The organism is Solitalea koreensis, assembly GCF_900182575.1.
GTDB lineage: Bacteria > Bacteroidota > Bacteroidia > Sphingobacteriales > Sphingobacteriaceae > Solitalea > Solitalea koreensis.
Window position 1 is genome coordinate 1 of sequence record NZ_FXSZ01000003.1, and the last position, 18,627, is coordinate 18,627.

The 18,627-nt window shown below is 39.0% G+C and carries 18 protein-coding genes; 12 read left to right on the plus strand and 6 right to left on the minus strand.

What is annotated here, in order from left to right; translation table 11 throughout:
- Positions 1-106: 106 nt before the first annotated feature.
- Genes FN756_RS05520 through FN756_RS05530 form a run of 3 tightly spaced genes read right to left on the minus strand, consistent with a single transcriptional unit; the run spans position 107 to position 1,632 of the window.
- Complete coding sequence (locus tag FN756_RS05520; protein ID WP_142602208.1) at positions 107-502, minus strand: hypothetical protein; 396 nt, start codon at positions 500-502, stop codon at positions 107-109.
- Positions 502-1,026: an anti-sigma factor family protein gene (locus tag FN756_RS05525; RefSeq protein ID WP_142602209.1), complete on the minus strand. Its 525-nt coding sequence runs from the start codon at positions 1,024-1,026 to the stop codon at positions 502-504. The genes FN756_RS05520 and FN756_RS05525 overlap by 1 nt, the downstream gene beginning before the upstream one ends.
- Positions 1,027-1,050: 24 nt before the next feature.
- Positions 1,051-1,632 (minus strand): RNA polymerase sigma factor, encoded by a 582-nt coding sequence (locus FN756_RS05530; protein WP_142602211.1) that lies wholly within the window; start codon positions 1,630-1,632, stop codon positions 1,051-1,053.
- A gap of 251 nt (positions 1,633-1,883) precedes the next feature.
- On the opposite strand from FN756_RS05530, the gene FN756_RS05535 reads away from it, so the two are divergent.
- On the plus strand, positions 1,884-2,279 hold the full coding sequence (locus FN756_RS05535; RefSeq protein WP_142602213.1) for a DUF6249 domain-containing protein: 396 nt from the start codon (positions 1,884-1,886) through the stop codon (positions 2,277-2,279).
- A gap of 76 nt (positions 2,280-2,355) precedes the next feature.
- On the opposite strand, the gene FN756_RS05540 is transcribed toward FN756_RS05535, so the two are convergent.
- Positions 2,356-2,790 carry a hotdog fold thioesterase gene (locus tag FN756_RS05540; RefSeq protein WP_142602215.1) on the minus strand — a complete coding sequence of 145 codons (435 nt, stop codon included), beginning with the start codon at positions 2,788-2,790 and terminating at the stop codon, positions 2,356-2,358.
- A gap of 136 nt (positions 2,791-2,926) precedes the next feature.
- Positions 2,927-4,105, minus strand: a complete 1,179-nt coding sequence (locus tag FN756_RS05545) for a sensor histidine kinase (RefSeq protein WP_142602217.1) — start codon at positions 4,103-4,105, stop codon at positions 2,927-2,929.
- Between the two features lie 249 nt (positions 4,106-4,354).
- Here FN756_RS05545 and gltX point away from each other — a divergent pair, with 249 nt between their 5' ends.
- Both gltX and FN756_RS05555 read left to right on the plus strand, forming a co-directional pair.
- Positions 4,355-5,869, plus strand: coding sequence for a glutamate--tRNA ligase (gene gltX / locus FN756_RS05550; RefSeq protein WP_142602218.1), 1,515 nt, complete (start codon positions 4,355-4,357; stop codon positions 5,867-5,869).
- A gap of 107 nt (positions 5,870-5,976) precedes the next feature.
- The gene (locus FN756_RS05555) at positions 5,977-6,795 is read left to right on the plus strand and encodes an N-acetylmuramoyl-L-alanine amidase (RefSeq protein ID WP_142602220.1); all 819 of its coding nucleotides are present in this window, start codon (positions 5,977-5,979) and stop codon (positions 6,793-6,795) included.
- An 83-nt stretch (positions 6,796-6,878) separates the two neighbouring features.
- On the opposite strand, the gene FN756_RS05560 is transcribed toward FN756_RS05555, so the two are convergent.
- Positions 6,879-8,546 carry a glutamine--tRNA ligase/YqeY domain fusion protein gene (locus FN756_RS05560; protein WP_142602222.1) on the minus strand — a complete coding sequence of 556 codons (1,668 nt, stop codon included), beginning with the start codon at positions 8,544-8,546 and terminating at the stop codon, positions 6,879-6,881.
- Positions 8,547-8,780: 234 nt separating this feature from the next.
- On the opposite strand from FN756_RS05560, the gene FN756_RS05565 reads away from it, so the two are divergent.
- The 9 genes from FN756_RS05565 to FN756_RS05605 all read left to right on the plus strand — a co-directional run bounded on the left by FN756_RS05565 (position 8,781) and on the right by FN756_RS05605 (position 18,549).
- A complete protein-coding gene (locus FN756_RS05565; RefSeq protein WP_142602224.1) occupies positions 8,781-9,188 on the plus strand; it encodes a cobalamin B12-binding domain-containing protein in 408 nt (135 codons plus the stop codon).
- A gap of 21 nt (positions 9,189-9,209) precedes the next feature.
- Positions 9,210-9,992 (plus strand): enoyl-CoA hydratase/isomerase family protein, encoded by a 783-nt coding sequence (locus tag FN756_RS05570; RefSeq protein ID WP_142602226.1) that lies wholly within the window; start codon positions 9,210-9,212, stop codon positions 9,990-9,992.
- Positions 9,993-10,001: 9 nt separating this feature from the next.
- Entirely contained in the window at positions 10,002-10,349 is a 348-nt protein-coding gene (locus FN756_RS05575) for a hypothetical protein (RefSeq protein WP_142602227.1), read from the plus strand.
- Positions 10,350-10,362: 13 nt separating this feature from the next.
- Positions 10,363-10,884 (plus strand): hypothetical protein, encoded by a 522-nt coding sequence (locus FN756_RS05580; protein WP_142602229.1) that lies wholly within the window; start codon positions 10,363-10,365, stop codon positions 10,882-10,884.
- Positions 10,885-11,498: 614 nt separating this feature from the next.
- Positions 11,499-12,275, plus strand: a complete 777-nt coding sequence (locus FN756_RS05585) for an AMP nucleosidase (protein ID WP_142602231.1) — start codon at positions 11,499-11,501, stop codon at positions 12,273-12,275.
- A gap of 133 nt (positions 12,276-12,408) precedes the next feature.
- Complete coding sequence (locus tag FN756_RS05590; RefSeq protein WP_246085433.1) at positions 12,409-12,783, plus strand: response regulator; 375 nt, start codon at positions 12,409-12,411, stop codon at positions 12,781-12,783.
- Positions 12,784-12,886: 103 nt separating this feature from the next.
- Positions 12,887-14,359, plus strand: a complete 1,473-nt coding sequence (locus FN756_RS05595; protein ID WP_142602235.1) for a sigma-54-dependent transcriptional regulator — start codon at positions 12,887-12,889, stop codon at positions 14,357-14,359.
- A 15-nt stretch (positions 14,360-14,374) separates the two neighbouring features.
- Complete coding sequence (locus FN756_RS05600) at positions 14,375-17,173, plus strand: PAS domain S-box protein (protein WP_142602237.1); 2,799 nt, start codon at positions 14,375-14,377, stop codon at positions 17,171-17,173.
- Between the two features lie 137 nt (positions 17,174-17,310).
- Positions 17,311-18,549 (plus strand): OmpA family protein, encoded by a 1,239-nt coding sequence (locus tag FN756_RS05605; RefSeq protein ID WP_142602239.1) that lies wholly within the window; start codon positions 17,311-17,313, stop codon positions 18,547-18,549.
- Positions 18,550-18,627 lie beyond the last annotated feature (78 nt).

An 18,627-nucleotide genomic window follows, 5' to 3' on the forward strand; every position in this document is an offset into this window, starting at 1 on the left:
TGAAAACACCAGAAAGTGTTTACCAACAAAAATCCCGGTCACTTGCATAACCGGGATTAGTATAAAATTCTGTCAACCTATTTCAGGACGATTCATTTTTTTACAATTACAATTTAACGAGCTTGAGGGTAACTGTTTTACCGCCCTCTCTGTATTCCAGCCATAAATTCGATGCATCGATTTTAGTAATAGTATAGATATTTATGGCTGACGCATATACAACCTGCAATGTTTTTTCACTAAGCAATGACCATTCACCCGGAGGAGTCTGAATGCAAAGTTCAGAAGGGCCGCAGATTAAAGCGTATTCGGCATTTGAATAAAATATATGCTGACGGCCTGTAATTCCTTGAGAAGTTCCGTCTAATAACCGTTCTTTTTCAAGCCACCTGCCTGCTATGAGATTATAACGGTTATTATTACCACTGTCAACACAACCACTAACTCCAATTGAAATACAAAGAACAACAATTAATAATTCAGCCCACCTTTTAAAATTCATTACGCGTATTGTTTTTTTAATTTCTTTACTCTTAAATACTTGTCGACAAATATCAGCAACAAAACAACATCTAGTAAGAAAAATAGTTGATAAAATAATTTATTGCTGAAAATAACGTCGGCATTTACTTTCGGAAGGCTGGAGCTATATTTACTCAAATCATAAATTCCGCTTGCTGGTACATTGACTGTTGCCGCCACTGTATAAGCCAATAAGGCAAGAATGCTAACCACAAATAAACCAGCTACCCCGTATATTATTTTTTTATTTACGATTGTTTTTAAAGCAGCGGGTTTGGGGCTGGCTAATTCAGTTTTCCATGCCGATATTACTTTTGAGGTAAAATCAACGGATGGGGTTTCCAAAGTCATTTCGGCTAATGACTTGCTTATGGCTTTTATTTCTTCCAATTTCTTTTGCAACGAGGGGTCGGCAGCTATCAGGCTGTGTATTTCTTTAGCTTCATCGGCTGAAAGTAAGCCATCTGCATAATCCCAAAGTTGTTCTTCTGTAATCCGTTTCATATCCCTGCTTATTTTTAAGAAGGCCTATAACAATTCGTTTATTTCGTGTTTGAGCAATTGCTCTAACTGTATCTTTAATCGTTGTCGGGCTCGGTGCAGTTTAACCTTTACCGTGTTGGCCGGCATGTTCATTACTTGAGCAATTTCCTCTAATGATTGTTCTGCAAGATAAAACAATGAAATAATCATTCCATCATCAGGCAATAAACGTTCAATAGCTTTATTAATATATTCTTTTTGCACTTTGTTTTCCAAACCTCGGCTGGTATCCTCTGTGCTATAATTCTCAACATAAACAGGATGAAGTACATCATCCAGCGAGTCGGTATCAAGCCTTGACTTACGTAATTTACTCATGGCCGTTGTGTAAACGATGGAATACAGCCAAGTGGTAAATTTTGAATTGCGTTGAAATGCCGTCAATGAGCGAAATGCTTTTAAAAAGCTGTCTTGGGCGACTTCTTCTGCATCTTCACGATTTTTAGTGAAACGTAAAGCCAATGTAAATACATAGCGCTGATGACGGTTGATCAAGTCGACATAGGCGCCCTGGTTCCCCTCTAAAGCAAGATCAATGAGTTCTATATCTGAAAGCTTTACCGACATTTTAAACTATGACGCCATCAAATTGTTTTTGGTTACACTTTTTTAGACACAAGATAAAAAGATGTAAGGTTAAAGACCAATGTATCTCGATGATATAAAGTTACAAAAAGCGAAGATTTTTAAAGCTACTGCATTAAGCGCTGATTTTTTCTTTTTTCTACTGTAACCTTGGAGAATAAATGGTAGTCATAGTTACAAATCGCTTGCGAATCGATAATTAACAAAAACGTAAACAATTAAAAACTATAAAAATGGAAGGTATATTAGTTCCGATCTTAATTTCTCTGGGAGCTTTTTTAATGGTATTCGGCTTACGATACCTAGATAATAAAGAACGAATGGCCATGATTGAACGTGGTATGGTTCCTGGAGCTCGTAAGCGCCGCTCGCCAAGTGGTGTATTAAAATGGGGTCTCTTGTTTATTGGCGTAGGCGTAGGTTTAATATTAGCCTTTATACTTACCAACTATGTATTTATCGAAATGGAAGAAGAAAAACAGACCGCTGTTTATTTCTCAATGATATTTATTTGTGGAGGTATTGGGCTGTTGGGTTCTTATCGGGTAATGAAAGCTGAAGAAGAAAAGGAAAAAGCAGAAAAAGCGCAAAAAGAGAAAACATTACAAGAAGAACGACAACTAGATTAATAGTCTAGCCACGAGTCTTGAGTCTGTAGTATTGAGCTCCTTCATCTTTGGACTCACTACTGCAGACTTTTTACTTTTAAACTCTTCCCTTCGGAATAACCATTACCGTTAACCTGCTGCTGCAATTTAGCTTTCCGGAATCGGTATACATTTTAATTTCCCATACATGAATGGTTGATCCGATTTGTAAGGGTGTGCAAATACCCGTAATCTGTCCGTTGCGCACCGCCCGAATATGGTTGGCATTCACCTCCAAACCAACGCAATTGAATTTTTCATGATCGACACATAAAGCAGACGCAACACTGCCCAGCGTTTCTGCTAATACTACGGAAGCCCCTCCATGTAACAGCCCGTAAGGTTGATGTGTGCGCTCATCAACAGGCATGGTAGCTTTTAGGAAATCGGGGCCGATTTCGGTGAATTCAATACCGATGAGTGCACCAATATGATTCTTGTCATTATATCTGTTATTAATATCATCGATGGTAAATGCTTGATGCCAAATCATTTTTATTTATTTTTTTGTAATTACACATTGTTTTGGATTAGATTTTATCGATTCCATTGGTCCCTTCTGCTTCAACATTCAGGTTTAGCGAGATCCCAATTTTCTGTGGACTGTTGACTATGAACTGGAAACTGTTTTAACCGTTCAGCGTCACTCTAAATGTTGTGCCCTTCCCTATTTCTGATTCCTTCACAACAATTTGTCCTTTATGATAGTTTTCCACAATTCGGCGGGTAAGCGTCAATCCCAGCCCCCAGCCTCTTTTGCGGGTAGTATATCCAGGTTGAAAAACGGTTTCAAATTTCGATTTAGGAATTCCTCCCCCCGTATCCATTACATCCACATAAACATGATTTTTTTTGCCTTTACTAACCGCAATAACAATCTTCCCTTCGTTAGTTCCAATCGCATTGGCTGCATTCTTACATAAATTTTCAAGGACCCATTCAAACAAAGGGATGCTTAATTCGGCATCCAAAGGTTCTCCTGTAATTTCTATTTTGATTTTGCGCGAAAGACGTTTTCCAAGGTATTCCATATAACTGCTGACAACCTGCAAAACATTGTGTTTTTCCAAAACCGGCACGGACCCAATTTTTGAAAAACGCTCGACGATAACCTGAAGCCTTACAATGTCATGCTCCATTTCACCCAACAGTTCCTGATCTTTATGGCCGTATTTTTCTTTTAGAATTTCAAGCCATGCCATCATGGAAGAAATAGGAGTGCCCAGCTGATGGGCCGTTTCTTTCGCCATACCCACCCAGACCTGATTTTGTTCCGAACGCCGTGATGAACTAAAGGCCAGGTATGACATAATAAGAAATACTGATATACTGGTTAATTGTCGGTAAGGAAAATATTTCAAGGAAGTAAGCAAGCTAGAATCTTTATAATAGACATAAAGCTTCTCGCCGGTAATCATTTCAATAGCAATGGGCGGATGTTGCTTTTTCATGGCCGCTAATTCGTTCATAAAGTATTTGTGATCATATTTTTTATCCTTTTCATTTTTATTATTGGTTTTCGTTGAATCCAGTTTAGTGTATTGCAGAATTTCATCATGAGAATCGACAATGATGGCAGGAATGTCTGTGTATCTTTTTTGAACCTCCGTAAGGAAATCAAGGAAATGTTCATCCTCTACCTCAATTTTCATTTTGGTGCTGATCGCCCATAATTCTGCATTACGACGCTCAACCGCAGCGACCATGCTTGCCAAATAATTGGTGTAAACCGTCGAAATGGCTCCAATGGCCAATGCAAAAAAGATTAAAAAAAGCTTCCAGCCGCGTTTTTGTGTATAAACATCCATTCTCATTAAAGGCAAATTACAGTTTATGGGTCAAAAGAACAAAGCGGAGCGCCCAATGAACAAAAAAGCTGAAGTTCATAAAAAACAACCACAAACACATTGAGAAAAACACAAGGCCGAAAAGTAAGCTGGGGCTCAATAAAAGAGAAATTCCAAAAACCTATATTTGCATCATTTTTTAATTGAGAAAGGATCTAAAAATAGGCCAACTTGGTCTTTGATCTTTGTTCTTATATCTTTTATCCAACAATGAAAAAAGTAAGAGTTCGTTTTGCACCAAGCCCTACCGGAGGTTTGCACCTTGGAGGTGTTCGCACAGTATTGTTTAATTATCTGTTTGCCAAACATCATGGTGGCGAGTTTGTGTTGCGTATTGAAGATACCGATCAAACACGTTATGTAGAAGGAGCCGAAGAATACATTATGGAATGTTTGGACTGGTGTGGTTTAAAGCCCGATGAAAGCCCTGTTGCGGGCGGGCCATTTGTTCCTTACCGTCAAAGTGAGCGTAAACCGATGTATTTGGAATATGCCGAGAAATTATTGAGCGCAGGTCATGCTTATTATGCTTTCGATACTCCTGAACAATTGGACGCCAAACGTAAGGAGATTCCTAATTTCCAATACGGACAAGCATTCAGAAATGAAATGGTTAATTCCCTTACCTTAACGGATGTTGAAGTAAAAGAATACTTGGAACGCGGCGTTCCGCATGTTATCCGTATAAAAATGCCTGCCAATGAAACCATTTCTTTTACAGATATGATTCGTGGCGAAGTAAGCTTTGACACAACTTTGGTTGATGATAAAGTATTATTAAAAGCGGACGGAATGCCAACCTACCATTTGGCTGTTGTGGTAGATGATTACTTGATGAAAATATCACATGCTTTCCGCGGTGAAGAGTGGTTGCCGTCTGCCCCTGTGCATTTATTGCTTTGGAAGTATTTAGGATGGGAAGCTGAAATGCCTGAATGGGCGCATTTACCTTTGATTTTAAAACCAGAAGGCAATGGTAAATTAAGCAAACGCGATGGTGATCGTTTAGGGTTCCCGGTTTACGCAATGAACTGGACTGACCCTAAAACAGGTGATTTAACGCGCGGTTTCCGTGAATTAGGGTTTCTGCCGCAAGCGTTTGTAAACATGCTTGCCATGCTTGGTTGGAATGACGGAACCGAACAGGAAATCTTTACGATGGATGAGCTGATCGAAAAGTTCTCGATGGAGCGTGTAAGCAAAGCCGGAGCGAAGTTCGATTTCGAAAAAGCAAAATGGTTTAATGCGGAGTGGATAAAAAGATCAGAGGTTGAAGGTTTAAGACTAATGGTTGAAGAAGTTTTGGAAAAGAACAGCATTACGGTTACTGATCAAGATTATCTGGATAAAGTGATTGCTTTGGTTAAAGATCGTTGCGTTTTGCTTACCGATTTCTGGCCTCAAGCTTCTTTCTTTTTCCGTCGTCCGGCTGAGTTGGATATTTCTGCTGTAAAACCTAAATGGAATGACGATAAAACAACTTTTTTTGAACATTTATTAACTAAAATCGCTGCTTCGCCAAACTGGAACGCAACCGATCTTGAAAATGATTTCAAGGTTTTGGCAGAAGAAAAAGCAATTAAAGTGGGAGAACTGATGTTGCCATTCCGCATTATGCTGGTTGGCGGCAAATTTGGTCCTGCAGTTTTTGATATCGCGGCTCTAATTGGCAAAGAAGAAACCGCTGAACGCGTAAACAAATTCTTAACATTAGTGAACGAATAGAAAATAAATCAATTTATATTTTTAGAAGCCTCGCTCGATTAAGCGGGGCTTTCATTTTTTCTGATAATTGTATTCGTTACCTTGCCGTTCAATTTTTAACACTAACAATGAATTCAAAGTCTACAATACTATTCCTTCTACTTGGTCCGATGTTTTTTTTGTCTGCTTGCTCTCCTAAACCTTATGCTGCAAGTGAAAAGCTGTACAAGCAACAGCTGAAAGCCTATATTAAAACATTGAAACAAATGAAGCCCACTCCGATAGACTCTGATCCTGCATCATCGTTATGGGTGCCCACTACAAATTTCAATCTCCGCAAACCTAATTACGTTATTTTACACCATACGGCTCAGGATTCAGTTGCTCAAACCTTAAAAACCTTTACACTGCAAAAATCACAGGTAAGTGCCCATTATGTGGTTGCAAAAGATGGTAAGGTTTATCATATGTTAAATGATTATTTGCGTGCATGGCATGCAGGTGTTGCCAAATGGGGAAACAATACGGACATCAACTCTATGTCGATAGGTATTGAGCTGGATAATAACGGAGCGCAGCCTTTTACCGACGCTCAAATTAACAGCTTGTTGTTATTGCTAAAGACATTAAAAAAAACCTATAATATTCCAACAAGTAATTTTATCGGCCACGCTGATATAGCCCCCAAACGCAAACCTGATCCAAATGAATTTTTCCCTTGGAAAACACTAGCCGAAAAGGGATATGGGCTATGGTATGATAAAGTATTGGAAACACCTCCGGCCGAATTTAATCCTTTTGAAGCATTGCATGTTATTGGCTACGATACCAGCGACATAAATGCTGCTTTAGTAGCTTTCAAGCGTCATTTCATACAAAACGACCTTCGCCCGATTGTTACCGAAAGTGATAAAGCCATTTTATATAATTTGTACAAAAAGTATTAAAAAGCAGAAAGCTGAAAGCAAAAAGTTTAAGTTGCGACTTATCTTTTTACTTTCAGCTTTTACTTTCAGCTTTCTGCTCTAGCTTACATTTTTTTCACTTCCTTCGCCCATGCATCTTTCAACGTTACGGTGCGGTTGAAAATCAAGTTTTCAGAACTTGAATCTTTATCTACACAGAAATATCCTTTACGAATAAACTGATAACCTCGTCCGGTTTCTGCTTTTGCTAAATCAGGTTCAATATAAGCAGTTTGCACTTGTAAACTCTCATGATTAATGTACTCTTTGAAATCGCCATCCTCATTGCTTGGATCTTCTACCTTAAACAAACGATCGTACAAGCGAATTTCAGCGGTTTTTGCGTGTGGAATGCTTACCCAGTGAATGGTTCCCTTTACGTTAATTCCGCTGGTGTCGCTTCCTGATTTGGATTCCGGGAAATACGAACAGTGAATTTCGGTTACATTTCCTTCCGCATCTTTTACGAAATCATCGCATCTAACGATATAAGCATTTTTCAAGCGGGTCATCAAACCTGGTCCTAAACGGAAGAATTTTTTCGGAGGATTCTCCATAAAATCTTCACGTTCGATCCAAAGCTCGCGGCTAAATGGTAATTGACGTGAACCGTCGCCGCCTTCCACTTCCGGATTGTTTTCGCCTTCCAGCATTTCAACATGACCTTCTGGATAATTGGTTATTACCATTTTGATCGGATCCAAAACAGCCATACGTCTCCAGGCGGTTTTGTTCAAATCTTCACGAATACAGAATTCCAGCAAGCTATAGTCAATCAGATTTTCACGACGGGCAATTCCAATGCGTTCGCAGAAATTACGAATACTCAATGGCGTGTAACCACGGCGACGTAATCCGCTGATAGTTGGCATACGTGGGTCATCCCAGCCATTAACCAAATTTTCATTTACCAATTGAAGCAACTTGCGCTTGCTCATTACGGTATAGTTGATATTACCTCTGGCGAATTCATACTGTTTTGAAGGAAAAATCTCCAGGTTTTCAATGAACCAATCGTATAGCGGTCGATGTGGAATGAATTCCAACGTACAGATTGAATGCGTGATTTTTTCAATGGCATCACTTTGTCCGTGTGCAAAATCATACATAGGGTAAATGCACCAGGCATCTCCGGTACGGTGGTGGTGAGCATGTTTAATGCGGTACATAAGTGGATCGCGCATGTGCATGTTCGGAGATGCAAGATCCAGTTTCGCTCTAAGCACTCGTTCTCCATCCTTGTATTTACCGGCTTTCATATCGGCAAATAATTGAAGATTTTCTTCTATGCTACGACTGCGGTATTGGTTAGGAGTACCCGGTTCAGTTGGCGTCCCTTTTTGAGCTGCAATTTCTTCTGCAGATGAATCATCTACATAAGCCAATCCTTTTTTGATAAGCGTTACCGCAAATTCATATAATTGGTCAAAGTAATCGGAAGAATAAAGTTCCTCGGCCCATTCAAAACCAAGCCATTTAATATCTTCTTTTATACTTTCTACATATTCAGTATCTTCAGTAACAGGGTTGGTATCGTCAAAGCGAAGATTGGTTTTTCCATTATACTTCTGAGCAATACCAAAATTTAAACAAATTGATTTGGCGTGGCCAATATGTAAATAGCCATTAGGCTCAGGAGGGAAACGCGTAAGCACTCTTCCGTTATTAACACCATTGGCAATATCATTTTCTATGATCTCTTCCAGGAAATTCAGGGATCTTTCTTCACTCATATAATTGAATTTAAAGCACAAATATAGCAACTGAATTAAGTTAATGGCTAATCGTTAACGGTTAATAACCCAATGGGGTTTCTTTGCTTGTGAAAATGAGTAACAATATCATCTGTATCTTGTCGCTTATGTCACTTGTCTTTCTTCTCCCTATTGATTAAAGAAAAATTACTTTTGTACCTTAGCATATGGGAAGTATAAATTCATTACTTCTTGAAATTTGAAACCAATCAGATGAATCGACCAATACGAGTTTTAGTGGCCAAATGCGGCCTTGACGGGCACGATCGTGGTGCAAAAATTATAGCCACATCATTGCGTGATGCAGGTATGGAAGTAATATACACCGGCCTTCGCCAAACGCCTGAGATGATTGTAAATACTGCCTTACAGGAAGACGTAGATGCTATAGGTGTTAGTATTCTTTCGGGAGCCCATATGACGGTATTTCCTAAGATCATGAATTTGATGAAGGAAAAACACCTGGATGATGTATTGCTCACCGGCGGTGGAATTATTCCGGAAGAGGACATGAAACAGTTAAATGATATTGGCGTGGGTAAATTATTTCCTCCGGGAACCACAACAACTGATATTGTGGAATACATCACCAATTGGACGAAAGCAAACAGAGATTTTTAATCACCTTCAATAATCCGTGTAATGCAATACGAAAACATTAAAGTTGAGATACAAAACCGCATCCTTTATATTACCATTAATCGAGCAGCCAAGCTAAATGCTTTAAATAAATATACCTTGCTGGAACTTAACTCTGCAATTCATGAGCTGCATAACAATTCCCAAGCAGGAGGAGCCATCATCACTGGCGATGGGCCTAAAGCTTTTGTTGCTGGCGCAGACATTTCAGAATTTGCTGATTTTGATATTGAGCAAGGTAAATTATTGGCAAAAGATGGGCACAACACCGTATTTAATTTAATAGAAAACAGCCCTAAACCGGTAATTGCAGCGGTAAACGGTTTCGCTCTTGGAGGAGGATTAGAACTTGCCATGGCTTGTCATATACGCGTAGCAAGCGAGAATGCAAAACTTGGCTTGCCTGAAGTGGGCCTGGGCCTGATCCCTGGTTACGGCGGAACTCAGCGTTTAACACAACTGGTTGGAAAAGCAAAAGCATTGGAACTAATCATGACTGCCGATATGGTAACAGCCGAAGAAGCTAAAACCTTAGGTTTGGTAAATCATGTAACGACACAAGATGATTTAATGGCCAAATGCGAGGAAATCATGAATAAGATTCTTGTAAAAGCACCACTAGCGATAGCAAGCGCCATTCGTGCCATAAATGCTCATTTTAAAGCTTCAGAGGGCGGCTATTCTGTGGAGATTGATGAGTTTGCTACGTGTTTCGGAACTGAAGATTTTAAAGAAGGAACCCAGGCATTTCTGGAAAAACGAAAAGCCAATTTTCAAGGTAAATAAGCTTGCTTTATGTTCGAACCTCAGCATAAGCCGCTTGCCCCGGTAAAAGTGTACCATAAACGATTGCTGCGATATGGTTTTTATGCCTTGCTAATGCTCAGCGCTTCTTTAGGTTTAGGAATGTTTGGCTACCATAGTTTTGCAAATTTAAATTGGGTAGATGCTTTACTGAATGCCTCAATGATATTAACAGGCATGGGGCCGGTTGACAGAATGGAGTCAGACGCAGGTAAACTATTTGCTTCTTTCTATGCTATTTTCAGTGGCGTAGCCTTCCTTACCACCAGCGCTGTTCTATTGGCCCCGGTAATTCATCGTTTCTTACACAAACTTCATGTAGACGAAAAAGACTTTTAAAATTACATATAACATGAAAAATCTAAAATTATTCCTAGCAACGGCTCTTGTCGTTTTCTTAGGTTTAAACACTGTTTCTGCTCAAGAAGCGCCTGGTAAAAAACTCTTTAATGTTGGCTTTGAAACGGGCTTAACCGTGGGCAATTTAAATGATGTTTATGGAACATTGTTTGGCGGATCTCTACGTTATGAAATGCCATTTGGTGCTAAACTTTCAGGGATGCTATCGGCTGGATATACTTCTTTCATTCCCAAAGAAGACTTTAAAGACGTGACAGATGCTTTTGGCGTTATTCCGGTAAAAGCAGGAGCTAAATATTATTTCAGCAGCAACTTTTATGGCTCGGGTGAATTAGGCGCCGGTTTTGGAACGGGCGACAATTCTTCCACTTCATTTATTTATTCTCCAGGTATTGGGTATGCGTTCCCGGTTGCTGATGAGAAGTTTGTTGACCTTGGTTTAAGATATGAAGGTCAGTCTGTAAACGGAGAAACTAATTCATTTATTGGTTTGCGTTTAGGTTTTGCCTTCTAATATAAATTAAGAACAATTTTTTAATGAGAGGCCGGTCAATTTTGATCGGCTTTTTTCTGTTTGCTGGTTGATTGCAAAGGCCGCTAAAGGCATCCAATTGTCCGTCCTTCCTTTGATTTCTTTATTTTATTGATCCCTTTTCTAAGTGCAGCCCAAGCCGATAGCACCACTCAAAAAACGATCAATTTGGCCCGAATTAAATGTCTCAGCTCAATCATAAATTTCGTTTAATGGCCATGCTTTCTGCTACAAAGCTAAGTAGCATCTCCGATTATTCTGATGGAGCCTTGGCAATTTATCTCGATTACTTTGACCGCCTTTTTTTAGAAATAAATCAAAAGGCATGGATTCAACCCGGGCTTTTTAAATCGTAATACATTTAACCCGGTTTCGGCTCTGTTTAGGTTCAGAACTTAAAGTTGCCCGACATGTAAATTTTGAAGGATATTACCTTTATCAATTTGGGAATTAGGATATTTCAGCGGTAGATGCTATTGGGCTCGTATTAAAGCTATACTTTGGGAAAATAAAAAAGAGACAATCCTCATAGAGAAACGTATTGCATTTTTTGAAGTCGTTAGCTTTTTCTATCTTGTTAATTAGAATGCATTTTTATGAAGAGCAGAGAAGAAATTGTAACTAACTGGCTGCCTCGTTACACTGGTGTGCCCCTCGAAGAATTTGGAAGCCATATTTTACTGACCAACTTTAATAACTACGTAAAACTTTTTGCTGAATGGATGGGGGTCGAAATGCGAGGGACTGATAAGCCTATGATGAATGCCACTTCAGGCGACGTAACGATCATTAATTTTGGAATGGGTAGCCCTAATGCTGCAATTATTATGGATCTCTTATCAGCTATTCAGCCTAAAGCGGTATTATTTTTAGGCAAATGCGGAGGCTTAAAAAAGAAAAATGAATTGGGCGATTTAATTTTACCTATTGCTGCAATACGAGGCGAAGGCACCTCAAATGACTATTTTCCTGCAGAAGTACCCGCTTTACCGGCGTTTAACCTGCAGAAGGCCGTTTCGACCACTATACGTGATCACCAACGCGATTATTGGACAGGAACGGTGTATACAACTAATCGACGGGTTTGGGAGCATGATGAAGAGTTTAAGGAGTATTTACGTTTGATAAGATGCATGGCTATTGATATGGAAACGGCTACTATTTTCAGCACAGGGTTTTATAACAAAATTCCGGTTGGAGCGCTTCTTTTAGTATCTGATCAGCCGATGATTGCTGCAGGTGTTAAAACTGTAGAAAGTGATAAAAAAGTAACGGAGAAATTCGTTGAACAACACCTCCATATTGGCATTGACTCGTTATATCAACTAATCAACAAAGGAAATACAATTAAGCATTTACGTTTTGAGGATTAGTAGTAGCTTTTCAAGAACACAAAAGTCAATCAAATCAAAAGCAATAGAAACAATACCCAAAAGTAAGGCTAATAACTTCTTACCACTAACCAATTACTAATTTTGGTTCATCCTTTGCCTTACTATGGATGAAATGGTAAGTAACAATAAAATATTAATCATCGATAGTGATAAGGATACATGCAGATTACTGCAGTTCTCATTGATGAAAGATGGTTTTGAAGTACAATGCGTTCAGTCTCTTCGTGAAGGGTATGACGTCATAGTATCAAGCAGTCCGGGTATAATCATTATTGACATAAACTTAGCAGATGGTGCTGGTTTAGAGGCTTTAAGGCTGATTGAGATTATAAAGTCAATTCATCCCGGGGCACATGTAATTAGCAGCAGTGTGTGTAATGGAAATAACGAGCGCGGTAAATCTCTTGATAGCGGAGCCAGTTATTTTGTCGATAAACCTTTTTCCGGCAAGGAAATTCATTCGATCGTTCATCGTATTGCCAGTTAATGAAAGAAAATCAAAATTTGTGTAAAAAATTCCACACAATTTAGTTTTTGTGTGTTTATATAATAGTGTCAATCTTAACCAAACCAAATTATAAAAAACATTAATGAAAAATATTTTAATCATTGACGACGAGGTAAACATAGGTGTTCTCTTAACCCGGTTTTTAAGTAAACATGGCTTTGGCGTAAATACGGCAAACAGTGGATCCAAAGCAATGGAATTGCTAAAGAATAACTATTACGACCTTGTGCTTTGTGATTACCGTTTGGAAGATACCGATGGTCGTCAGATGCTTACGAATATTCTGGAGCTTCATCCTACTACCATGGTTATTATTATCACCGGTTATTCCGATGTTAAAATTGCTGTAGAAATGGTTAAAAACGGAGCATACGATTACATATCAAAACCATTATATCCCGATGAGATTTTAAGCACCATTAACAAGGCATTAGAAATCGCCGAAGTTAGAAACGATACACAGGCTAACACTGCTGTTGCTGTGGATAGTGACGCAGCGGATACGAATGACGTGGTAGTTGCTAAAACCGCAAAGCCTGCTAGGGGAAAACCTGCTTTATATACCAGCTCCTACATCATGGGCGAGTGTACAGCCGCCAAAGAGCTTTACCGCCAAATCAGCTTAGTGGCTCCAACTAATTACAGTGTAATTTTATTTGGAGAAAGTGGTACCGGCAAAGAATCAGTAGCGAATATGATTCACATGAACAGTTCTCGTAAGGACAAACCATTTATTCCACTTGATTGTGGATCGCTCTCAAAAGAATTGGCAGGCAGTGAATTGTTTGGCCATGAAAAAGGTTCATTTACAGGTGCTTTTGCTCAAAAAATCGGGCATTTTGAAATGGCCAACGGGGGAACTATTTTTTTGGATGAAGTGGCCAATCTTTCTTATGAAACACAGGTTTCATTACTCCGTGTTATTCAGGAGCGCCGGGTGAAAAGAATTGGCGGTATCAAAGAAATTGATTTGGATGTAAGAATATTGGTTGCATCCAATGAAAACCTATGGGAAGCTGTTCAAAAAGGGAGGTTCAGAGAAGATCTATATCATCGTTTTAACGAGTTTAGCATTGTAATACCTCCCTTAAGACAACGAGGTTCTGATTTAATGTTGTTTGCGGAGCATTTCTTAGCAATTAGCAGTAAAGAGCTGAATAAACACATAACAGGTTTTTCTCCTGAAGTGGTAAGTTATTTTATGAATTACAGTTGGCCTGGAAATATTCGTGAATTGAAAAATGTGGTGCGCCGTGCTGCGTTATTAACCGAAGACGAACGTATGGTGGAAGTTAAATCATTGCCATTAGAGCTTTCAGAAGCAGGATTAAGCACCATTTTCCAACGTTCAGTTGTGCCATTGAGTGAGGATGAAACGATAGAAAAGCCGGCAGTTTCAGCAAACGATCTCAAAGCAGCGGCTCAGGAAGCAGAACAGGATGCCATATTAAAAGTATTGCGTCAGGTTAACTTCAATAAAACCAAAGCCGCTGCCATTTTGAATATCGATAGAAAAACACTTTATAACAAAATGAAGGGAATGAAGCTTAACTAATTGTTGGGAATAATTGTGTTAAATAAATTTAACAGGCTATCGGCCACCTATAAACTACCTCGACAGTTCATATGGACTACTCTTATTATTTGTATACTGCCGAGTGTACTTAATCTTCTTGGAGTTGATTTTGGCTTTAAGAATGAAATTCTTGACATCTCACAACTCAATGATTTAACTTACGAAAGTCAGCAAAACCTGATTTACGAAGCATTGGCTGGGCGTTTTGTGCATGTTATGCTGGTAGGAATGGCCATTGCCATTGCCTTTTTAACTGTAATTTTAGCCTTTGTTGATTATAGTATAAAGCGAGATATTACAACCCCAATTGTAGGGGTGGCCTTATTTTGTGCAGGGCTTTTTGATGTTTTTCATATTCTTACCGCCACCCGCCTAATCAATATAACGAATGATAATGTTGACATTTCGGCGTTCACGTGGTTATTGAGCAGTGGTTATCATGCGCTTATTCTTATAATTGGCACAGGCATGTTTCTGGTTCAAAGACCAGGAAAAAACCAATCGGATCAGCTTGGGCATACAAGTTTCATTACTTCCATTAGCTTAATCTTTATTCTACTCACGTTGCTAACCATCAACGTGCTTATGAATTTACCCACTTTACCGGAATCAATACTTACTGGACCGTTTTATACACATCCTTATGATGGAGTTCCATTAATCCTTTATTTTATTGCAGGAGTATTTGTCTTTCCTAAGTTTTATGAAAAATATCCTTCCATATTTTCACAAACATTAGTCCTTAGTTTGTTTCCGGCCATTTTCACTCAGTTGCATATGGCTTTCAGCGCTGGAGTAATGTTCGATAATAATTTCATGATTGCCCATTTTATGAAATTAATTACCTACGGAATTCCTTTTGTGGGTTTATGTTTGAACTACCTTGAAACTTTGCGCAATGAGAAAGATGCCGTGCAAACGCTTAATGAGCAATATCGCGAGCGCCAAAAAGCTGAGAAACTCATTACTGGGGTATTGAACAGCTCAAGCTATGTTATTCTTGCCTTTGAAAGTATTAGAAATGAAGAAGGCCAAATCGTCGATTTTAAAACCCTGCTTTCCAATCCGAGTGCAAACAACATGCTGCGGAAGTTGTATAGGTATTCTTTTGCCGACGATCTAAAGGGGCATACCATTACAGAGCTTTTCCCATATGTAAAAAAAAATGGCTTGTATGAGGAATATGTAAAGGTTGTTGAGTCTGATAAAAAGGTGCAGGATGAATATTATTCAGAGCATTTAAACAGGTGGTTTTATATAAATGCGGTACGTTACCTGGATGGGTTCGTGTTAGTATTTGATGATATAACCGAAATCAAGAGAAATGCGATTGAACTCGAAGAAAGTAAAAACTTCATCGAAAAAATTGCCAACAATACACCTACAGGAATTCTGGTTATTGACGTTCCTACCCTCAAACCTCTTTATATCAACAAACAATTGCCCGCAATCGTTGGATACAGCATTGATGAAATGAGTCAATTTACTATGAATACGATGCTGGATATTGTTAAGGGAGAAGACATAGGCAATTTTGATGCTTTTGTTGCCAATATGAGAAATCTAAAAGAAGGCTCAGTGCTTGAAAATGAATATCGATTCAAGCATAAAAATGGCAGCTTACGCTGGTTGTACAGCAGGCAGGTAGCTTTCCGGTCTGATGAATTTGGCAATGCGACTCAGGTGCTGAGTGTGCTTCAGGATGTTACAGAACGTAAAATTGATCAGGATAAATTGCTTAAGAGTGAGCGCAAATTCAGAAGCCTGTTTGAGCAATCAAAAGATGTGATCTTCATTATAAACCGAGATGGCGATGTACTTGACATTAACGAATCAGCAGTGACTCTTTTGGGTACTGATATGAAAGAATTGCGTTTGTCGGTCTTGCCTGAGTTTTTCTTAAATGAAAATGAGTGGAAAGAGTTTCTTAAACAAATTTCACAGCGAGGTTCTGTAACCGATTTTGAGGTAACATTGATTAACGCGCAGCGCGAACGAATTTACGTATTGATTACCGCATCCGCTCAGTATGATGCCGAAGGGCGTACAATGTTTTATCAAGGTATAATTCATGATATTACTGAACTAAAAAGAAATGTTCAGGAACGTATCATGTCACAAAAGTTGGATGCCACAGGACGTGTGGCGCGCACCATAGCTCATGAGGTTAGAAATCCGCTAACCAATGTTAATCTAGCTTTGGAACAACTCAAACAGGAAATCAGCATCGAGGATAATGAAGATTATAATTTTTACTTTGATATCATTCAACGAAACTGCACGCGTATTAACGTTTTAATTACCCAGCTTCTCAACAGTACCAGAGCAGAATATTTACAATTGGAACGTCTTTCGGTTAATGAGTTACTTGATGCCAGTTTGGAACTCGCCATTGACCGAATAAAGCTCAATGAAATTGTTGTGATAAAAGAATATACCAGTGATGATTGTTATGTGGCTGCTGATGCTGAAAAAATAAAAATAGCGCTCTTAAATATCATCATCAATGCTATTGAAGCAATGCCCCCGCAAAAAGGAGTACTTACCCTTCGCACCCTCTGCAAAAATGCTAAGGCCATTATTGAAATAGAAGACAATGGTTCGGGTATAAGTGAAGAAAATATAGGAAAGTTGTTCGAACCATTTTATTCAGATAAAGAAAACGGAACCGGATTAGGGCTCACCAGTACACAAAACATTATTTTGAATCATAACGGGAATGTCGATGTGGAAAGTGAGGAAGGTTTGGGAACAAAATTCACAGTTACTTTTTCATTATCTCCGGTTGAATAAGAAAGGTAAATATTTACTACATCATTAAATAACCTAACGTTCAGCTCCTTATACTGTAACTTAATTTCATCTAAATCTTAAGCCGCCATTATGGCAAACTCCTTGCCTTTAAGCCAACAGCACATGAGAATTAATTTATGAACAAATCAACACTTTTAAGTTTTGCACTGGCAGCAACGGTAACAGTCCCTGCTTTTGCACAAGAATCACAATCAGCTGACGGCAAGCCCAAGACATTTGGTGGCGCTAGTCAGTTCCGTACTTGGTCTATTGGTATTAATGCGGGAGTTATGGCGCCTGTAGCATTAATAGGTGGAACTAACGATTACAATAATTGGGATGCAAATTTTGGTTACGGCGCATTCATTAAAAAGCAAATTTCTCCAGCTTTTGCCCTGAAGGCCGACTTTAACGGAGGTAAATTATCAGGTTCAACTGAATCTGCAGCTCCCACATCATTTTCTACAGATGTTAACTACGCAACTTCATTGAAAGCTCATGTCGACCTGACTAATATGTTCCTTAAGCGTGAAAACAAGGTCGCTCTTTTCTTTGAAGCTGGTTACGGCATAATGGGTTTTGATGCTGGTGCGGGCAGCAGAACCGAACAGTTTATTCCGGCTGGTGCGGGATTGAAATTTAAATTAAGCGAGCGTATAGCAGCAAACCTGGGTTATACCATGAACTTCGTTGATGCTGATAATTTAGATGGATCTTTTGCAAACGCAACTTCAAAAGATAAGTACTCTTACGGTTACGGAGGATTAGAATTTAGCCTTGGCAAAACATCAAAACAAAATCTTGATTGGGCCAACCCTGTTGCCTTAATGTATGATGAGTTGAAAGACGATGAACTTCGTAAAGAAGTTGCGGCAATTAAAACTCGTGTTACTGCATCGGAAGGTGAAATTTCAAACATGAAGAAAGATACTGATGGAGATGGTGTTTCTGATGCTTTTGACAAAGAACCCGCTACTCCTGCCGGTAATATAGTTGACGGCGCCGGACGCACTATTGTATTCCCTAAGGATACCGTTACCGTGGACCCAACCAACAAAAACATCATCCAATTCGATTTTAACTCTGATAAATTACGCTCTGAATCTCTGCCTGCTATCAAAACTCTCGCCTCTGAATTGATTGCCCAAAATGCCAAATTAATTATTGAAGGTCATGCCTCAATCGAAGGTACCGAAGCGTACAACATGAATCTTTCTAAACGTCGTGCCAACAGTGCTAAAAAAGCGCTTGTAAAAGCAGGTGTTAAATCTTCTAATATATCAACAGTTGGATATGGCGAAACTCGTCCTATTGCTTCTAATGATACAGAAGAAGGTCGCCAGAAAAACCGTCGTGTTGAGTTTAAAATGCAATAATTAATTAAGACAAAAACTAAAAAGGGGGCGCCAAGTCCCTTTTTTATTGCTCCTGTTTTTTTTAACTTACCGCAAATA